Source organism: Lascolabacillus sp. (assembly GCF_028696275.1).
In the GTDB taxonomy this organism is placed as follows: Bacteria; Bacteroidota; Bacteroidia; order Bacteroidales; family Dysgonomonadaceae; genus Proteiniphilum; species Proteiniphilum massiliensis.
In genome coordinates, this window is sequence record NZ_JAQVHI010000004.1 from 36,681 (window position 1) to 55,149 (window position 18,469).

The following is an 18,469-nucleotide window of genomic DNA, read 5'->3' on the forward strand; positions in this document are numbered from 1 at the left end:
ATTAAAGGTACATCATCCAGCCCCTCCTCAATAAAATATGAGGAGGATATGAAGAAAGTATGAGGAGGATATGAAGAGGATACGGACATGGTATGGATAAAGTTCATGTTTGGTACGACTGTCAAGTCCTGAAATAGGTTTACACTAACTGTAAACAAAAATCAGGACGATACAACCTATTTATGAGTAATAATGTAATAACTAGCCTAAGGTATATCGAAAAATTGTATTTTTACATCTATTTCAAAAGATGATATGAAAGGCAATTAAAACAGTGACTGTTATATGAGATATATTTTTTTATTGTTAACACTTTGTTCAGTCGTTTCTCTCCATGCCCAGAACTACATCTGGAAGTTAGGATTGGATTATTTCTTTGATAACAGAGAGTATGAGAAATCTTCTTATACCGATCCACAGACATTAAACGGAATTTGGGTAACCCCTGCAGCTGGAATCACTTGGGATTCTGCTCATACAGTTGTTGCAGGAGTAGATATATTGAAAATACCGGGAATGCATAAGGCAATTGATAAAGTGGATTTAACACTTTACTATCAGTATCAGACACCAAAAATTACTTTTCGAGCCGGCTCTTTCCCCCGAAGAGAAGTGTTGTCAAACTATTCTGATTTCTTTTTCAGCGATTCTGTAAGCTATTTTACTCCACTAATGCAGGGTTTGTTCTGGCAGATTGGTAATGGTAGGAGTTATTTTAATGCGTGGATGGACTGGACAGGATATGCTACCCCAGTAAACAGAGAGAATTTTTTTATTGGCTTTTCAGGTAAAGCTTCAAAAGGTGTTTTTTTCGGAGATTTCCAATCCTATCTTTTTCATTATGCGGGAACCAATCCTCGAAACCCTGAGTATGGAGTAAGTGAACAGATGCAGGGAATGGCATCAATAGGCTTAGAATATGAGTCTGATAATAGCTTTAAGGGACTGTTGTCAGCAGGTGTTTTTGCCGGAGTAGAACGTGATAGAAAAACAGATATAATTCATAAACCTATTGGCTTTATTTCAAGAGCGAACCTTGAGTTTTGGGGTATTGGAACTGAAAATACATTATATTTGGGAGATCACAGGATGAGGTTCTATGACAGGTATGGAGGAGATTTATACTGGGGTACACCGTTTCTTCAGGGAGACTCATATCTACAGAGTAAATTTTACATCAGGTTTATGGAAACAGGAAGAGTTAAAGTTCGCCTGAATGGGAATCTGCATATAACAGAGGGGAACATACTTTTTCAGCAAAGCCTTACACTGTCGGCATCTATTGACAATTTCAGAAACAATAGCGGTAAGGCAACTGTTTATCCATGGATGAGGATATTTAGGTAAAAGATATTTCAATAAAAGATATATGGAAAAGGTTAAAGAGAGAATTGAATTGCTTCGAAAACAACTGCACGAGCATAACTACAATTATTACGTGCTGTCACAACCGGTTATTTCAGACTTTGAATTTGATAAACTGATGAAAGAGCTGATTGATCTTGAAGCTGAACATCCCGAGTTGCATGATCCAAACTCACCATCTGTGAGAGTTGGCAGTGATATAAATAACAATTTTCCACAAGTAAATCACCGTTACCCTATGCTTTCTCTTCAGAATACATATTCTGAGGGAGAGGTGACCGATTTTTTTAACCGCGTTAAAAAGGGATTGAATGAGCCGTTTGAAATTGTTTGTGAATTAAAGTTTGATGGAACTTCAATCTCTCTGATATACGAAAAAGGTCGCCTCGTACGCGCTGTCACACGTGGTGATGGGCGAATGGGTGATGATGTTACAGATAACGTAAGAACAATTAGAAATATACCATTAATTCTAAAGGGAGATAATTTGCCAGACTATCTGGAGGCTCGTGGTGAGATTTTATTGCCCTGGAGTTCGTTCGAACAGATAAACAAAGAGCGTGAAGAGCAGGAGGAGCCACTTTTTGCCAATCCACGAAATGCTGCATCAGGAACACTCAAGTTACTAGATTCAAGGGTGGTTGCTTCTCGCAGACTGGAGTCATACATTTACAATATTACAGGAGAAGATTTGCCGACTGACAGTCATTTCGAGAATCTTAAACTAGCCCGCAATTGGGGGCTGAACGTTTCAGACACTATGAGGAAATGCAAATCTCCTGATGAGATATTCGATTTTATCAATTACTGGAATGTGGAACGTAAGAACCTGCCTGTGACTACCGATGGTATTGTAATAAAAGTTGACTCATTAATTCAACAGCGCAATCTGGGTTCAACATCCAAATTCCCCAGGTGGGCAATTGCATACAAATTTAATGCTGAGCAAGCGATATCCAGACTAGAATCTGTTACTTATCAGGTTGGCAGAACTGGTGCTGTTACACCTGTTGCAAACCTTGAACCAGTACTGCTTTCCGGTACAACCGTAAAACGCGCATCGCTCTATAATGAAGATGCCATAAAAGCTCTCGATCTGCACATCGGCGACATGGTGTATGTCGAAAAGGGAGGAGAGATAATCCCTAAAATAACAGCAGTAGACTTGGAAGCTCGCAAGGAAAATTTCATGATAGGAGACAAAGTTCGTTTTGCAACAAAATGTCCGGACTGTGGTACAACACTTGTCAGAAATGAGGATGAGGCTGCACATTATTGTCCAAACTCAGAGGGTTGTCCTACACAGATAAAGGGACGTATAGAGCATTTTGTTACTCGTAGAGCAATGAATATCACTATTGGTCCAGAAACTATAACTCTGCTTTATGATAAAGGATTGATCAGAGATGCTTCTGATCTTTATAATCTGAAATTTGAAGATCTTGTTAACCTGGAAAGATGGGGTGAAACAAGTGCCAGAAATCTAATAGAGAGCATAGAGAAATCAAAATCGGTTCCATATGAGAGAGTGCTTTTTGCTCTTGGAATTAGATATGTTGGTGAAACAGTTGCCCAGAAATTGGCCAGCGCATTTCCCAATATAGATAAGCTGATTAAAGCAACTATTGAGGAGCTTACTTCTGTTGAGGAGATTGGTAACCGAATTGCACAGAGTTTGATCGATTATTTTTCTAAGCCTGAGTTTATGCAGTTTGTAATGCGACTTAAAGAGCATGGACTACAGTTTGAATTAAGTGAAGATGTTCTGGCTGCCAAAACGGAGAAACTGAAGGGCCTGACAATCGTAATTAGCGGTACCTTCAAGCTTCATTCAAGGGATGAGTATAAAGCTATGATTCTGCAGAACGGTGGTAAGAATAGTGGCTCTGTTTCTAAAAATACCGACTACATCCTTGCGGGCGATAATATGGGTCCGGCAAAGCTTGAGAAAGCACAAAAGCAGGGAGTGAAAATCATCAATGAAGAGGATTTTCTAAAATTGATAGAGTAGAGATAGTCAGTTTCCCCTACGCTCACTATGTGTTAAAAAGGAAAAAGTACTGGCAGTATAAATATCATTACAATACCAATTATTACCTGTAATGGCAATCCTACTTTAATATAATCAATAAACCTATATCTACCTGATGACATCACCAAAGCATTTGGTGGAGTGGAAAAAGGACTTGCAAAGCACATGCTTGCTGCAATAGCAACAGAGAATAGGAAAGGGTAGGGATTTGCTTCTATCGATATCGCCGCCTGAAATGCTATCGGTGCAAAAAGTACAGCCGTAGCTGTATTGCTTATAAAAAAAGTAAGTATGGATGTTGCTATATAAATACCCGCTAAAACAGCTGTGGGACCAAATTCTTTTAAACCTGACACAATTCCGTCAGCCATATATGAAGATGCACCGGTTTTTTCCATAGCAACACCTAAAGAGAACATACCTGCAAACAAGAATGTACTTTCCCAGTTTATTGATTTATATGCTGCTTCAACATTTCTGAAGCAGCCAAGGAGTATCATCAGAATAGCAGCCATCAAAGCACATACAACAGTGGGGAAGATATTAAGAACCATTGCTACAACCATCAGCACCATAATTAGTGCAGCTACTGGAGCTTTATGGTTTCTGGGAACTTTCATTGCATTCTCCATGGGCTGACCGGCAACCACCCAATCAGAGGTCTCTTCTGTAAGTTTCTCAATATCTTTCCATTTACCCTGCACCAGTAGGAGGTCACCTGAATGCAATTTTACATCTTTCACATCCTGAATGATATAATCATTCTTTCGCCTAAGTCCCAGTATATTCACATTGTATAGTTGACGGAAATTAGATTCTTTTACACGTTTATTAATAAGTTTTGAGCTCGACATCAACACAACCTCTGCAATACCTATTTTACTAAATTCCATGCCTCCTGCCTTGGAAACAGATAGTGCATTTCTACCCATTTCCGTTTCCTGTGTATCTACTAATGTCAAATTGTTATCTTCAACAAAAGTCATTATATCATTAATATTTCCAAATACATATAGCAGATCATTCTCCTGAAAAGTACTTGCAGGTCCGGCCAGTTTCATATCTACAGGTTTATGAAAACGTTTCCTGGATTGAACTCTTCTGATTTCGAGTATGCTTACATTATATTTACTTGTAATATTCAGTTCCTGAAGCGATTTGCCAATAAACGGGGAGTTTTCACCAATTGAGACTCTGTATAGGTTGTCGGCCAATTGATATTCAGAAACTAACTGATTAAGTGACTTACCTTTTGATGATGATGCTTTTTCTCTGTCTTTTCCCGAAACTAAAAGCTTGCTCAATGGCCATAGGATCATAATACCCAGTGAGAGTGTAATGAGACCGATAGGCAGGAACGAAAAGAAAGACAAACTTTCGAACCCACCGCTCATTAAAGCATCATTAATAATTAAGTTGGGTGGTGTGCTGATCAGTGTTAAGAGTCCCAGGCTGCTGGCAAATGCCATTGGCATGAGATATCTGCGTGCACTGGTTTTTGCTTCAGAAGCCATACTCATAACTATGGGGAGCATCACGGCGACAGTACCTGTATTGCTAATTAGTCCACCAATAGATCCGGTCACAAGCATTACCAGTATAAACAGCCTTAATTCACTTTCCCCTGCTAATTTAAGGATACGGGTACTTATCATTTTTGCCAGACCGGTCTGAAATATCCCTCCTCCAACAATAAACAGCGCAATCATCATTATAACAACAGAATTGGAAAATCCCGACAAACCCTCTGCAGGAGTCAGAATTCCTGTTGTTATAAGCATAACTACTACGGATAAAGCTACAATATCCGAGCGTATCTTTCCCCAAATAAAGAAAAATATTGCAACAATAATTATTGCAAAAACAATAATAATGTTTGTGTCCATTAAGTAAAAAATTTAATCTTCCATTAAGAAGCTATGTGAACCTATGTGGTGTCCGTCAGCAAAAATATCTGCTTTAAATGTTCCCGGCATTAGGAATTCTTCAATATCCCAGTACATGGTTACAGGAATCTCTTCTCCTCCATACTCCACAATTCGTTTCATAGAGTAAAGGATTTCACTGTTTTCATATGGGAATTTGTCGTTTGGACTTTTAGACAATACAGTACCATCAGGTGTAAGTATCCTTACATATACAGTACGTTCACCCGGTTCTGTGGTTATATTTCTTGCAATAGTAAAATTTACTACAAATTGAGTGCTGCGACTTAATCTGGATTGTTCTCTTCCGCGGTCGTTTACTGCTTTAGCATTAATATTTGTTGCAACTAACTGTGCGGCAAGAGATACCTTTTCCGATAACTGCTCTTTTTCCTGAGATACCTGCTGGAGCGTTCTGCTTGTTCTGTTGTATCGATCAGTTATCTGCTCATTTTCTGCCCTTAGCTCGTTATTGAGAGTGTTAAGTGAATCAATTTGTTGGATATAAGAACGTAATATTCTGCGTAAGGTTGAGAGTTCATCGGTTAATCTTTTTATCTCAGCCCTGTCAGTGGCTTTTGTCATTCTAAGCTCTTCCTGTAAACGCAGTACTTTAGCCTGTTCATTTTGTAGTCGATATAGCAATGAGTCATTTTGTACACTAAATTTGAAGCCTTCATATTGTAAAGAAATTGCCTCATATTCATCTTCCAGTTCCTGTTTATCGATAACAAACTGTTCCTGCATCTCTTTCATTTGCGAGTTTCGCGTTACAAGAAAACCAATAAGTACAACAGTTACAATTAACAGTACACCAATAAGTGCAATAAGTTGAGGAGTACGTTCTTTAAAGTCTATCTTCATTTCTAGTAAATTCTATTCCAACGGAGGACAAAAATATAGGTTTTCATACTAAAAGCCAATGATTAAGGATACTTTTTCGTTAATTTAATAAATCCAACCTGTTATGTATTAATAAACAATCAAAGTTTATCATCAAATTGAATGATTAAAACGGTTAATTATTCTATAAAATTAATCAACAAAAAAAGATACTTTTTGTTATATCATTGAAGGGTTCTTTTCTTTTTTTTATTTTGGAAAATTAGCTGTAGTCAAGTGGTTGTCATTTGTATTTGAGTGAAATATAGTTTTTAACGGTGCTTCTAAAATATAATATTATGAAAACGGTGTGGTCTGTTTTTTGTGTTTGTCTGTTGGTTTTAACAACTGGATGTAGTGCTTCGAGAAGTGCAATTAACAAAAATGCTGAAAGTATAATTGGATTGTGGGAGGTAAAAGCTATTCATAATAGTAATGAATCCGGTTACAAGATTACTCCTCACGGTATGTTTAAAATTGTTCAGTCTGATGGAAGATTTATAAATTTTATGTCAACCGAAAACGGTGCAATTATTACTGTAGATGGTTCTTATAAAATTGAAGGGGATGTATACACAGAGTCAATTATCAATTCATTTAATAAAAGTCAGGAAGGTAAGGACAATCCATTGCAAATCAAATTGTCGCATGACAACTTCATGTATTTAAGATGGTTTCAACCCATTGATGAGTTTGGTGTTGAACAAAACAGATGGGTAGAAGAGATTTGGCAACGTGTGCTTATTGAAGATCTTGAAGTAAGTAATGTAGATCTTCGTCAGGAGCTTAAATCACTTCTTGATGATGAAGAGTTGATAAAACAGGTACTGGATTGAGTGAAAATAAAACGAGGGTGTTTCAGAAAATGTTGAAATCACCCCCGTTAATCACTAACCTTAAATATATCTGATATCAGCTCATTTTAAATATGTTTTAAAGCACCGTCGATATCAGCTTTAATATCATCAATATGCTCCAGACCCAAAGAGATGCGAAGTGCATTAGGATAAACTCCTGCTGCAATCTGTGCCTCTTCTGATAGTTGCTGGTGAGTAGTAGTTGCAGGATGAATAATCAATGTTCTTGCATCACCAACATTTGCAACGTGGCTCAGTAACTCAAGATTATCAATCACCTTAGCAGTTTGATCAACATTACCTTTAACATAAAATGATAATACACCCCCAAAACCGTTGTTCTTCAAGTATTTCTTAGCCAGAGAGTTGTATTTATTGCTCTCAAGACCGGGATAAGTTACTTTCTCAACTTTAGGATGTTTCTCCAGCCACTGTGCAAGTTCTAAAGCATTTTGATTAGTACGTTCAGCACGTAGAGAGAGAGTCTCAAGTCCCTGAAGCAACAGGAATGTGTTGAAAGGACTGTTTACCGGTCCCAGATCTCTTAACCCTTCAACTCTGCATCTGATTGCATATGCTATATTTCCAAATGGAGAATCACTTCCGAATGTATCCCAGAAATTCAATCCATGATAACCTTCTGAAGGTTCACTAAACATTGGGAATTTTCCGTTGCCCCAGTTAAAGTTACCACCATCGATAATCACTCCACCCATTGAAGAACCATGTCCTCCTATCCATTTTGTGGCTGAATGAAGTACAACACTTGCACCCCATTCAATAGGGTTGAAGAGGTATCCCCCTTGACCGAAAGTATTATCAACAATCAGTGGGATATCATTTTTACGTGCAATTTCGGCAATTGCTTCGAAGTCAGGAATATTATATTCGGGGTTACCGATTGTTTCAAGGTAGATCGCTTTAGTTTTCTCGTTTATAAGTGAAGCTATGCTATCAGCATTATCACCATCTGCAAAACGAACTTCAATACCCATTCTGGCAAAAGCTACCTTAAACTGATTATAGGTTCCACCGTAAAGAAAAGAAGTAGAAACAATGTTGTCTCCTACTGAAGCCAGATTATGAATAGCCAGAAGCTGCGCCGACATTCCTGATGAAGTGGCCACTGCAGCAACACCACCTTCCAGTGCTGCCATTCTTTTTTCGAAAACATCTGTTGTGGGGTTTTGCAACCTTGTATAGATGTTTCCAAACTCTTTTAATCCAAATAAATTAGCGCCATGTTCAGCGCTTTTAAAAGTATAAGCTGTGGTTTGATAGATAGGAACTGCTCTCGCGCCAGTCACTGGATCAAGTTCCTGTCCTGCATGAATTTGCAATGTTTCAAAATGTCTTTTTTCCATATTTTACTAAATTAATATCTAGCAAAAATAGGATAAAAAACAATAATATGTAATGATTTGAGGATAATAAGTGATAAATTAACAGTTACTCAAGGAATAATCTGCTTCTTGCTATCATACATGCCCCAATAACTCCGGCTTTACTTTTTAGTTTAGATGCTACAATTTCTGAATCTTTATTTACCAAACTTAGAGAGTGCTTTTTAATTGAGCTTTTTATTGGCAGCATTATAAATCCTTCTGCTTCAGCTACCTGGCCGCCAATTACTACAAGATCGGGGTTAAAAATATTTATTAATCCGGCAATATATTTTCCCAATTTGTAACCAACATCCTCAATAATTTCTATACATAGAGGATCTTCAAGAGCAGTAGCTCTCATTATATCAGTTAAAGTGAGTTTGTTTATATCTTTTACCTGATCGGTTAAAATTGTGCTTTCGCCCTTTGAAATTCTTTCAAGAATGATTCTGTGCATAGCCAGTCCCGAAGCTTCTGTCTCCAGACATCCTTTTTTGCCACAGTGGCACAAAATCTCGTTATCGAATGTGGGGAAGTGTCCGAACTCTCCTGAAAAACCTGATTTCCCGTAATATGGTTTTCCATCAATTATGATACCAATTCCAAGTCCCCAGGAAATATTTATGAAAATAATATTCTGCTCTCCCTCAACAATGCCATTCATATATTCACCGTAGGCCATTGCCCTGGTGTCGTTATCAATACCGACTTTGAAATTTAATCTTTTGGTAAGAAGTTCGCTTAATGGTCGTTCATTAAAATAAAAACTGCTGTAACTATAGCCTGATTCAGGATTTACTCTACCGGAGATATTTACGTTGACATTAAAAATTTTCTGTTTACGCTCCCCAGTTTTGTCAATGAAATCTTGAATGTGATTACCAAGTTGATCAAGTGACTCAATAGAATTGTCGTAAGTGAAAGGTATACCCATTTGAATATCTACCATATTTCCTGTGAAATCCATTAATCCCATATTCAAGTGGTGACGTGTTATATCCACACCCACAAAGTAGGCTGACTCGGGACTCAAACCATATACGATCGGATGTCTTCCACCAGGAGTGTGTGCCTTGCCAAACTCTTTTATCAAATCCTGGTCCATTAACTCTGTAATGAATTTAGTTATTGTGGGTACACTTAAATCCAGCACTTTTGATACCTCAGATATTGTATCATTTCCATTAGACATGAAGTGTGTCAGAATGTCTTTTTTAATCTGTACATTTTTAGGACTTTTGTCGCTTCTGAAGAATAGATTCTTAACCATGATATTTTGTTTGATAACTTTTTATTGTAGTCTGTTTAAAATAGCACACTATCACTAATCGGCATCTATAATAAATAATTTGTTTGAAAAGGTCAAAGTTACGAAAAAAATTGAATTAGTCAATTTTATTTTACTGATTAAAATAAATTTTCAGTAAAGGTACAACTCATTTATTTTTAATGCAATAGTAGCCTTGTTTATACTGTTATTTTCACAAACCATTTTCAAAATGTATCTTTGTAGCCTTAAAAAATAAAATATGGTATTGGTTGACGGGTTAGCTGTTGAGTTCGGGGGAACCACCCTGTTCTCAGATGTTTCTTTTGCTATAAATCCAAAGGATAGGGTTGCCTTAATGGGTAAAAATGGAGCCGGAAAGTCTACACTGCTAAAAATACTGGCAGGTGTGAGAGAACCGACAAGAGGTAGAGTGTCAATGCCTAAGGATTTTTCTATTGCCTATCTTCCTCAGCACCTTATGACAGAAGATGACTGCACCGTGTTTGAGGAGACTTCACGTGCTTTCTCACATGTTCAGAATTTAGAGAAAGAGATTGAGCGTATTAATCATGAGCTAACCGTTCGCACTGATTATGACTCAGAAGAGTATATGCAGCTCATTGAGCGTGTCTCATCTTTAAGTGAAAAGTTTTATGGTGTAGAAGAGATCAATTATGATGCTGCAGTGGAAAAGATGCTTATTGGTTTGGGGTTTTCCCGAAGTGATTTTAACCGAATGACATCTGAATTCAGTGGTGGGTGGCGTATGCGTATAGAGCTGGCAAAACTTCTCCTTCAGGATCCGGATCTCATACTTCTTGATGAACCTACCAATCATCTTGATATCGACTCAGTTGAGTGGTTCGAAAACTTTCTTATAAATAGCGCTAAAGCGGTGGTGGTAATTTCCCATGACAGAGCATTCGTGGATAACATTACTAACCGAACAATAGAAGTGACTATGGGTCGCATATACGACTATAAAGCTTCTTATTCCCAATATCTTGAATTGCGTAAAGAGCGACGTGAGCAGCAGCAAAAACAGTATGACGACCAGCAGAAAATGATTGCTGAAACTAAAGAGTTTATTGAGAGGTTTAAAGGGACATACTCCAAAACCTTGCAGGTTCAGTCACGCGTTAAAATGCTAGAAAAACTAGAGCTAATAGAGGTAGACGAGATAGATAATTCGGCACTTAAACTGAGATTTCCACCATCACCACGTTCGGGCAGCTATCCTGTAATAGCTGAAGATGTAAGTAAATCTTACGACGAAAAGCTGATTTTCAGTGGAGTAAATTTAACAATCGAGAGAGGTGAGAAAGTAGCTTTCGTAGGTCGTAACGGAGAAGGAAAATCTACACTCGTAAAATGTATAATGGGTGAAATTGGATTCGGTGGTAGTTTACAGTTGGGGCATAATGTGAAAATAGGATATTTTGCACAAAATCAGGCATCGCTTTTGGATGAGGAGCTGACTGTATTTCAAACTATTGACGATATTGCAGTGGGTGATATTCGAACCAAGATACGTGACATTTTAGGTGCTTTTATGTTTGGTCGGGAAGATATCGACAAGAAAGTGAGAGTTTTATCAGGTGGTGAACGTACACGACTTGCTATGATAAAGTTATTATTGGAGCCGGTGAATCTGCTAATTCTTGATGAACCTACCAATCATCTTGACCTGAAGACAAAAGATATTCTTAAACAGGCACTGATCGATTTTGACGGAACTCTTATTGTGGTTTCTCATGATCGTGATTTTCTAAATGGTCTGGTTAAAAAAGTTTACGAATTTGGCAATCAAAAAGTGACTGAACACCTTGAGGATATTTATGGTTTCCTTGCAAAAAAGAAGATGGATAGTTTGCGGGAAATAGAAAGGAAATGATTATATAAATTATTGGTTTGTAATAGTCTAAAAAGAATAAACCCTGATTATCAAAAGACAATCAGGGTTTTTAGTACCCAGAGTCGGGATCGAACCGACAAGGACTTGCATCCATTGGTGTTTGAGACCAACGCGTCTACCAATTCCGCCATCTGGGCAAATGCGAATGCAAAAGTAGTAATATTTTCATTAATTAATACATTTGAGGCGCTAATTTTTCATTTTTGTTTTGTATCTTTAAGGATGAAATGTCATCTATACAAAACAAAAAGATACTAAAAATGTTATTTGTGTAAACTCTGTTTTGTTAAATGGTTGATTTATAACCCGAATGAATATACAATTTAATAAACATATATAATCTTAGTAATGGGGAACAATAATAATAACTACTGTGTGATAATGAGTGGTGGTGTAGGCAGCCGTTTCTGGCCTTTTAGCAAGGAAAATAAGCCTAAACAATTTCTTGATTTCTTTGGAACAGGACGGTCACTTTTACAATCGACCTATGATCGTTTTAAAAAGGTTGTTCCAGCTGAGAATATTTATATTGTTACTAATGATGCTTATGCTGAAATGACAAAGAAACAGTTGCCGGAACTTAAAGATAATCAGCTTCTGCTGGAACCAATGAGAAGAAACACTGCACCGGCAATTGCATTTGCTACATACAGAATACAGGCTATTAATCCTAATGCTAATATAATAGTGGCACCCTCGGATCATCTTATTATGAAAGAGGATCAGTTTGTGGCTGATATGTTAAAGGGCTTAGAGTTTGTAGATGAAAATCCGGTGTTGCTTACTTTAGGGATTACACCCAGCAGACCTGAAACCGGGTATGGTTATATACAGGTAAATGAAGTAGAGAAAGATGGTATTCACAAGGTTAAAGCTTTTACTGAAAAGCCGAATATAGATCTTGCAACAAAATTTGTGGAGAGTGGTGAATTTGTATGGAACTCAGGAATCTTTCTGTGGAATGTAGATAGCATTATGAATGCTTTCAGGATTCATTTACCGGATATTATTCAGAAGTTTAATGAGGGTAAAGAGCTGTTCAATACACCTGCAGAGAAAGAGTTTATTGATGCTAGTTTTCCTTTCTGTGCAAATGTGTCTATTGACTATGGTATAATGGAAAAGGCTGATAATGTATATGTAAACATATCAAACTTCGGTTGGAGTGACCTTGGAACATGGGGAGCACTTCACGAGGTTTCTGAACGTGATGAAAATAACAATGCTAATCTTAACTGCAAGACACTGTTTATAGAAAGCAGCGATAATATTGTAGCAATGAATGAAGATAAGCTTGTTGTACTTCAGGGACTTGAAGATTATATAGTTGCAGAGTCAGACAATGTTCTGCTCATTTGCAAGAAAAGTGAAGAACAACGTATAAAACATTTCGTAACGGACGTAAAATTCCGTTACGGTGATGAGTATGTATAATCTTGAGTATGTCTATTCTTAACTGATAAACAGCAGCTCTCTGTATTTGGGCAGGGTCCACATCTGATTGTCTACAATAAGCTCTAGCTTATCTACATGGTATCTGATAACATCGAAATAGATGAATACAGTGTCATGGTAGGCAATGGCCTTTTCTCTTGCATCTTCCAGTTTATTTGCCGCTTTTCGTGCTTCAACCATATTATCCACATTGGTTTTGATTGCAGAAACATGATCGGCAATTTCTTCAATAAGAGCAGCGTCCTCTCTGGATAGCTTGTCAGCTTTTTCTTTATCGAAAACAATTCTCATTTTATAGAGATTGTCAAGAAGAACTGTTTGATATTCAGTCGCTACAGGTATTATATGATTCATGCACAAATCGCCCAGAACACGAGCTTCGATCTGAATCTTTTTAGTGTACGTTTCCCATTTTACCTCATTGCGTGCATGAAGCTCTTTCTCATTTAATACACCTATACTTTCGAACATTTCAACAGACTCCTTTGAAATGTATGCATCGTAAATTAAAGGTGTACTGGTTTCGCAGTCAAGTCCACGTTTTTTTGCTTCCTGTTTCCACTCATCGCTATATCCATTTCCTTCGAAACGTACAGGTTTAGATTCTTTAATGAATGCGCGGAGCGTATCAAAGATAGCCTGCTCCTTTTTCATTCCTTTCTGCATCTTTATATCGATCTCCTTTTTAAAATCGATTAACTGAGCAGCAACAACAGAGTTCAAGGCAATCATGGCTGCTGAGCAATTTGCTGATGAACCTACAGCTCTGAACTCAAAACGATTACCTGTGAAAGCAAATGGCGATGTGCGGTTTCTGTCAGTATTATCAACTAATACCTCAGGTATATGTGCTATCCCCAGTTGCATCTTTTTTAGCTCGTCTACCGTAATATCGTCATCTTCTGAGCTAAACTCTATTTTGTCGAGAACTGCTGAGATCTGCTTACCAAGGAATACAGAAATGATTGCTGGAGGTGCTTCATTTGCGCCAAGTCGGTGTGCATTATTTGCCGACATAATCGAAGCTTTTAGCAAACCATTATGCTTATATACTGCTAAAAGTGTATTTACAAGAAAGGTGACAAACAGCAGGTTTTCATTAGCTGTCTTGCCTGGTGTGAATAGGCCTATACCGGTGTCTGTACAGAGTGACCAGTTATTGTGCTTGCCCGATCCGTTTACTCCTGCAAATGGTTTCTCATGCAACAGTAGTTTAAACTTATGCTTTGCAGCGATCTTATGCATAAGTGACATAATAAGGAGATTCTGATCTACTGCAAGATTAGTTTCACCATAAATAGGAGCAATTTCAAACTGATTTGGTGCTACCTCATTATGACGTGTTTTAAGAGGAATTCCATATTTATATGCTTCAAACTCAACCTCCTGCATGAAAGAGGTAACCCTTGGAGGTATTGCACCAAAGTAATGGTCTTCGAGCTGCTGATTTTTTGCACTTTCATGCCCCATAAGTGTGCGGTCGGTCAGACTTAAATCGGGTCTTGCAGCATATAAAGCCTGATCTACCAGAAAATACTCCTGTTCCCATCCAAGGAATGAGTATACCTTTCTTACATCAGGATAGAAAAGCTTGCATACTTCAACAGATGCTTTATCTACCGCAGAAAGTGCTTTGAGTAATGGTGTCTTGTAATCTAATGCTTCACCTGTATAAGAAATAAACACTGTAGGAATACAGAGTGTGTCATCTATTATAAAAGCAGGTGAAGAGGGATCCCAGGCAGTATATCCTCTTGCTTCAAAAGTGTTTCTGATACCACCGCTTGGAAAACTTGAAGCATCAGGCTCTTGTTGAGCTAATAGTTTTCCGGAAAAACGTTCAATTATTCCGCTATCTGGACCATTTATATAATCTATAAATGAATCATGCTTTTCGGCTGTCCCTTCAGTCAGTGGCTGAAACCAGTGAGTATAGTGTGTTGCACCCATCTCCATAGCCCACATCTTCATACCGGCTGCCACATGGTCTGCAATTTCACGATGGAGAGTTTTTCCTTGGTCGATAGCTTCCAGAACAGTCTTCATAGTCTCTTTTGAGAGATATTTAGACATTTGTGTTCTGTTAAATACATATTTACCAAAATACTCTGAAGGTAATTTTTTAGGGCCTATAACTTCAACGGGTTCTCTTTTAGACGCCTCTTCAACAGCTTTAAAACGTAATATTGACATAATTGAATAGTTTTTTGGAATCAGAAGTTCATTTTTCCGATGCAAAAATAATCAATTTGCGTCAATAGCTGATTAAACTAGTATATTTATATCGACTCCCTCCCTTTTTGGATTCTGATGTACCGTAGCCACTGCCCTGCCTGAAGGGTCGGCATTTTCTCTGAAAGCTTTATCCCAAGCTAATGCAACAGGAGTGCTACAAGCAATAGAAGGAACTGAAGGAACGCACAATGATGCACTATCTGATGGAAAATGTTCAGAATAAATAGTACGATACAGATATTCCTCCTTAGAAAGTGGAGGATTTATAGGAAAACATTTATTTACTTCATTCATCTGTTCATCAGTTACGCATCTGTCTGCTAATTGTGAAAGTGAATCAATCCAACTATATCCAACACCATCTGAAAACTGCTCTTTCTGGCGCCATGCAATCTCTTCTGGCAGATAATCTTCAAACGCTTTTCTTAGTATGTATTTCTCAATTTTCCCGTTTCCGGCCATCTTGTCTTTTGGGTTTATACGCATTGCTATATCTAAAAACTCCTTATCAAGAAATGGTACACGACCCTCAACTCCCCATGAGGCAAGTGATTTATTTGCCCTAAGGCAATCATACTGATGCAGTTTACTTAGTTTGCGAACAGTCTCATTGTGAAACTCTTCACTATTTGGTGCTTTGTGAAAGTATAGATAGCCACCAAACACCTCATCAGCTCCTTCACCTGACAATACCATTTTTATACCCAAAGACTTAATATAACGAGCTATCATAAACATTGGGGTACTTGCTCTTACGGTAGTTACATCATATGTTTCGATATGATAAATTACATTTCGTAGTGCATCAATTCCTTCCTGAATTGTATATTGAAATTCGTGATGAACTGTTCCAATGTGCCTAGCTACTTTTCTTGCTGCTGCAAGATCAGGAGAGCCCTCCAGGCCAATTGCAAAAGAGTGTAAAGGTGTAGAGAATTTAGCAGCAATTGCTGTTATAATTGAAGAATCGAGACCTCCCGAAAGCAGAGCCCCATAAGGCACATCACTCATTAGCTGTCTTTTAACAGCTTCTTCCAGAGATACTTTTAAAAACTCTATATCAGTAATATTATCCTTTACATTCTCATAGGACATCCAATCTCGAGAATACCATTTTGTTATCTCCGCATCTTTGCTGTAGTAATAACTACCGGGAGGAAACTCTTCAATTTTACTGCAGTAACCTTCCAGGGCTTTTAGTTCAGAGGCGACATAATATACTCCTTCATCATCCCATCCCTGATAGAGAGGTACAATGCCAATATGATCACGCCCAATCATAAAAACATCTTTTTCGGTGTCATACAATGCAAATGCATAAATACCATTCAGATCTTCCATAAAATCTACACCCTTCTCCTGATATAGCGCCATTATCACTTCACAATCAGAATAAGTCTGAAATTCATATACACCCTCATATTTTTTTCGAATATCCAGATGATTATAGATTTCACCATTTACAGCAAGTGCCAGCTTTTTGTCCTTGCTAATCAGTGGTTGTTTTCCCGACTCAGGATCTACAATAGCCAGTCTTTCATGAGCCATTATCACATTTTTACAAGAAAAAACACCTGAGCAGTCGGGTCCCCTATGACGAAGTTTAGAAGACATCTCAACGATTTGAGATCTCATCATCTCTTCGTCTTTATATATATTAAAAGAGCATACTATTCCACACATAAATATTTATTGTTAATTGGTTGTTTATTAGTAGTGTCTATTGCTGAGATAATAATTGGTGAATGTCTTCTGCAACTTTTCTGCCTGAAGCAATAGCTTTTACAACTAGACTTGCTCCCATTATTGCATCACCTGTAGCAAAAACTTTCTCAACATTACTACTATGTTTTTTGTCTACTGCAACGTTTCCCCGCATATCATAATTTATGCCAAGTTGTGTTAGCAGCCCTTCATGTACCGGATGCACAAATCCCAGTGCAAGCAATACCAAATCAGCTTTTAATATCTCTTTGTTACCTGAAGATACCATTAAGAATTTATTATCAGCACCTTTTTGCCAAATAACCTCTTCTGCCATTGCCTCTTTGACTTTACCATCTTCACCCATAAAGGATATTGTATTTAGTAGCCATCTTCGAGTACACCCCTCTTCATGTGATGAGGAGGTCTTCAGAATTTGAGGATAGGGTGAGGGCCATGGAGTGGATGGATTTTTACCAACTGGAGGTTTAGGCATAATTTCAATTTGTGTTACACTTTTTGCTCCCTGTCTTACTGATGTGCCGACGCAATCAGAACCCGTGTCTCCTCCACCTATAACAAGTACATGCTTGTCCTTGGCTGTAATTTTTTCTTCACCACTCTTAAGTTCACCAGATTGCGACTTAATCTCATGTGAAAGAAAATCCATGGCAAAATGAATTCCCTGAAGATCGCGTCCTTCCGGATTTATATCCCTCGGTTTTCCTGAACCGATAGCAAGACATATAGCATCAAAGCTATTCAATAACTCTTCTCCTGAAATATCTTTTCCAATTTCAGTGTTGGTTATAAATTCAATTTCTTCTTCTATCATCAACTTGATCCTTCGATCGATAATATGCTTGCTCAGCTTAAAATTAGGAATGCCATATCTAAGTAATCCACCAACGCTGTTGTCTTTCTCAAAAACAGTCACAGAGTGACCTTTACGATTTAACTGCTGTGCAACGGCAAGTCCCGATGGTCCTGAACCAATTACAGCAACCCTTTTGCCTGTTCTGCGTTTAGGCGGAAGTGGTTTTATCATACCTTCCATGAAAGCAAATTCAGTAACTGATGCTTCATTTTCACGAATTGTTACTGGTGCATCATGAAGAGAAAGGACGCACGATTTTTCACATGGAGCGGGACAAACCCTACCGGTAAATTCAGGGAAATTATTAGTTTCATGCAAAATCTCAACACCTCTCTTCCAATCACCCCGTGAAATATATTCTTGCCATTCAGGCATCTTATTTCCCAATGGACATGCCCAGTGGCAGAAAGGAATTCCACAATCCATACAACGAGAAGCCTGCTGTTTTCGATCTTCTCTGTTTAGAATTTGCTCAACTTCACCGTGATCATGTATTCTCTCACTTATCAGACGATAACCTGCCTCTTTACGTGGAATCGTCATAAACGCTTTAGGGTTTCCCATCAT

The 18,469-nt window shown here is 37.9% G+C and carries 12 protein-coding genes and 1 tRNA gene; 5 read left to right on the plus strand and 8 right to left on the minus strand.

What is annotated here, in order from left to right:
• The first annotated feature begins 285 nt into the window (after positions 1 to 285).
• Both PHO43_RS02050 and ligA read left to right on the plus strand, forming a co-directional pair.
• Positions 286 to 1,347 carry a lipid A deacylase gene (locus tag PHO43_RS02050; protein ID WP_288011118.1) on the plus strand — a complete coding sequence of 354 codons (1,062 nt, stop codon included), beginning with the start codon at positions 286 to 288 and terminating at the stop codon, positions 1,345 to 1,347.
• Positions 1,348 to 1,369: 22 nt separating this feature from the next.
• A complete protein-coding gene (gene ligA / locus PHO43_RS02055) occupies positions 1,370 to 3,376 on the plus strand; it encodes an NAD-dependent DNA ligase LigA (RefSeq protein WP_045090273.1) in 2,007 nt (668 codons plus the stop codon).
• Between the two features lie 32 nt (positions 3,377 to 3,408).
• Here ligA and PHO43_RS02060 read toward each other — a convergent pair whose 3' ends face one another.
• Both PHO43_RS02060 and PHO43_RS02065 read right to left on the minus strand, forming a co-directional pair.
• Positions 3,409 to 5,271 (minus strand): SLC13 family permease, encoded by a 1,863-nt coding sequence (locus PHO43_RS02060; RefSeq protein ID WP_502867167.1) that lies wholly within the window; start codon positions 5,269 to 5,271, stop codon positions 3,409 to 3,411.
• A 24-nt stretch (positions 5,272 to 5,295) separates the two neighbouring features.
• Complete coding sequence (locus tag PHO43_RS02065) at positions 5,296 to 6,186, minus strand: DUF8429 coiled-coil domain-containing protein (protein WP_045090271.1); 891 nt, start codon at positions 6,184 to 6,186, stop codon at positions 5,296 to 5,298.
• A 317-nt stretch (positions 6,187 to 6,503) separates the two neighbouring features.
• On the opposite strand from PHO43_RS02065, the gene PHO43_RS02070 reads away from it, so the two are divergent.
• The gene (locus tag PHO43_RS02070; RefSeq protein ID WP_053825895.1) at positions 6,504 to 7,040 is read left to right on the plus strand and encodes a DUF4488 domain-containing protein; all 537 of its coding nucleotides are present in this window, start codon (positions 6,504 to 6,506) and stop codon (positions 7,038 to 7,040) included.
• A gap of 86 nt (positions 7,041 to 7,126) precedes the next feature.
• Here the strand turns inward: PHO43_RS02070 and PHO43_RS02075 are convergent, their stop codons facing one another.
• Both PHO43_RS02075 and PHO43_RS02080 read right to left on the minus strand, forming a co-directional pair.
• Positions 7,127 to 8,425 carry an O-acetylhomoserine aminocarboxypropyltransferase/cysteine synthase family protein gene (locus PHO43_RS02075; RefSeq protein ID WP_045090269.1) on the minus strand — a complete coding sequence of 433 codons (1,299 nt, stop codon included), beginning with the start codon at positions 8,423 to 8,425 and terminating at the stop codon, positions 7,127 to 7,129.
• An 85-nt stretch (positions 8,426 to 8,510) separates the two neighbouring features.
• Positions 8,511 to 9,716, minus strand: coding sequence for an ROK family transcriptional regulator (locus PHO43_RS02080; protein ID WP_053825897.1), 1,206 nt, complete (start codon positions 9,714 to 9,716; stop codon positions 8,511 to 8,513).
• Between the two features lie 259 nt (positions 9,717 to 9,975).
• On the opposite strand from PHO43_RS02080, the gene PHO43_RS02085 reads away from it, so the two are divergent.
• Positions 9,976 to 11,610: an ABC-F family ATP-binding cassette domain-containing protein gene (locus PHO43_RS02085; protein ID WP_288010223.1), complete on the plus strand. Its 1,635-nt coding sequence runs from the start codon at positions 9,976 to 9,978 to the stop codon at positions 11,608 to 11,610.
• A gap of 74 nt (positions 11,611 to 11,684) precedes the next feature.
• Here the strand turns inward: PHO43_RS02085 and PHO43_RS02090 are convergent.
• A tRNA-Leu gene (locus tag PHO43_RS02090) sits at positions 11,685 to 11,768 on the minus strand.
• A 211-nt stretch (positions 11,769 to 11,979) separates the two neighbouring features.
• Between PHO43_RS02090 and PHO43_RS02095 the strand changes: the two genes are divergently transcribed.
• Entirely contained in the window at positions 11,980 to 13,065 is a 1,086-nt protein-coding gene (locus PHO43_RS02095) for a mannose-1-phosphate guanylyltransferase (protein WP_288011122.1), read from the plus strand.
• An 18-nt stretch (positions 13,066 to 13,083) separates the two neighbouring features.
• Here the strand turns inward: PHO43_RS02095 and PHO43_RS02100 are convergent, their stop codons facing one another.
• The 3 genes from PHO43_RS02100 to PHO43_RS02110 all read right to left on the minus strand — a co-directional run bounded on the left by PHO43_RS02100 (position 13,084) and on the right by PHO43_RS02110 (position 18,466).
• The gene (locus PHO43_RS02100) at positions 13,084 to 15,279 is read right to left on the minus strand and encodes a glutamine synthetase III family protein (RefSeq protein ID WP_045090265.1); all 2,196 of its coding nucleotides are present in this window, start codon (positions 15,277 to 15,279) and stop codon (positions 13,084 to 13,086) included.
• Between the two features lie 72 nt (positions 15,280 to 15,351).
• Positions 15,352 to 17,004 carry an asparagine synthase B gene (asnB, locus tag PHO43_RS02105; RefSeq protein WP_288011124.1) on the minus strand — a complete coding sequence of 551 codons (1,653 nt, stop codon included), beginning with the start codon at positions 17,002 to 17,004 and terminating at the stop codon, positions 15,352 to 15,354.
• 37 nt (positions 17,005 to 17,041) lie between these two features.
• Positions 17,042 to 18,466, minus strand: a complete 1,425-nt coding sequence (locus PHO43_RS02110) for a glutamate synthase subunit beta (protein ID WP_288011168.1) — start codon at positions 18,464 to 18,466, stop codon at positions 17,042 to 17,044.
• Positions 18,467 to 18,469: the final 3 nt, after the last annotated feature.

Excerpts from the sequence above, each read along its gene's own strand:
- PHO43_RS02050 (WP_288011118.1), top strand. The coding sequence starts at position 286 with ATGAGATATATTTTTTTATTGTTAACACTTTGTTCAGTCGTTTCTCTC.
- ligA (WP_045090273.1), top strand. The coding sequence starts at position 1,370 with ATGGAAAAGGTTAAAGAGAGAATTGAATTGCTTCGAAAACAACTGCAC.
- PHO43_RS02065 (WP_045090271.1), bottom strand. The coding sequence starts at position 6,186 with ATGAAGATAGACTTTAAAGAACGTACTCCTCAACTTATTGCACTTATT.
- PHO43_RS02070 (WP_053825895.1), top strand. The coding sequence starts at position 6,504 with ATGAAAACGGTGTGGTCTGTTTTTTGTGTTTGTCTGTTGGTTTTAACA.
- PHO43_RS02075 (WP_045090269.1), bottom strand. The coding sequence starts at position 8,425 with ATGGAAAAAAGACATTTTGAAACATTGCAAATTCATGCAGGACAGGAA.
- PHO43_RS02080 (WP_053825897.1), bottom strand. The coding sequence starts at position 9,716 with ATGGTTAAGAATCTATTCTTCAGAAGCGACAAAAGTCCTAAAAATGTA.
- PHO43_RS02085 (WP_288010223.1), top strand. The coding sequence starts at position 9,976 with ATGGTATTGGTTGACGGGTTAGCTGTTGAGTTCGGGGGAACCACCCTG.
- PHO43_RS02095 (WP_288011122.1), top strand. The coding sequence starts at position 11,980 with ATGGGGAACAATAATAATAACTACTGTGTGATAATGAGTGGTGGTGTA.
- PHO43_RS02100 (WP_045090265.1), bottom strand. The coding sequence starts at position 15,279 with ATGTCAATATTACGTTTTAAAGCTGTTGAAGAGGCGTCTAAAAGAGAA.
- asnB (WP_288011124.1), bottom strand. The coding sequence starts at position 17,004 with ATGTGTGGAATAGTATGCTCTTTTAATATATATAAAGACGAAGAGATG.
- PHO43_RS02110 (WP_288011168.1), bottom strand. The coding sequence starts at position 18,466 with ATGGGAAACCCTAAAGCGTTTATGACGATTCCACGTAAAGAGGCAGGT.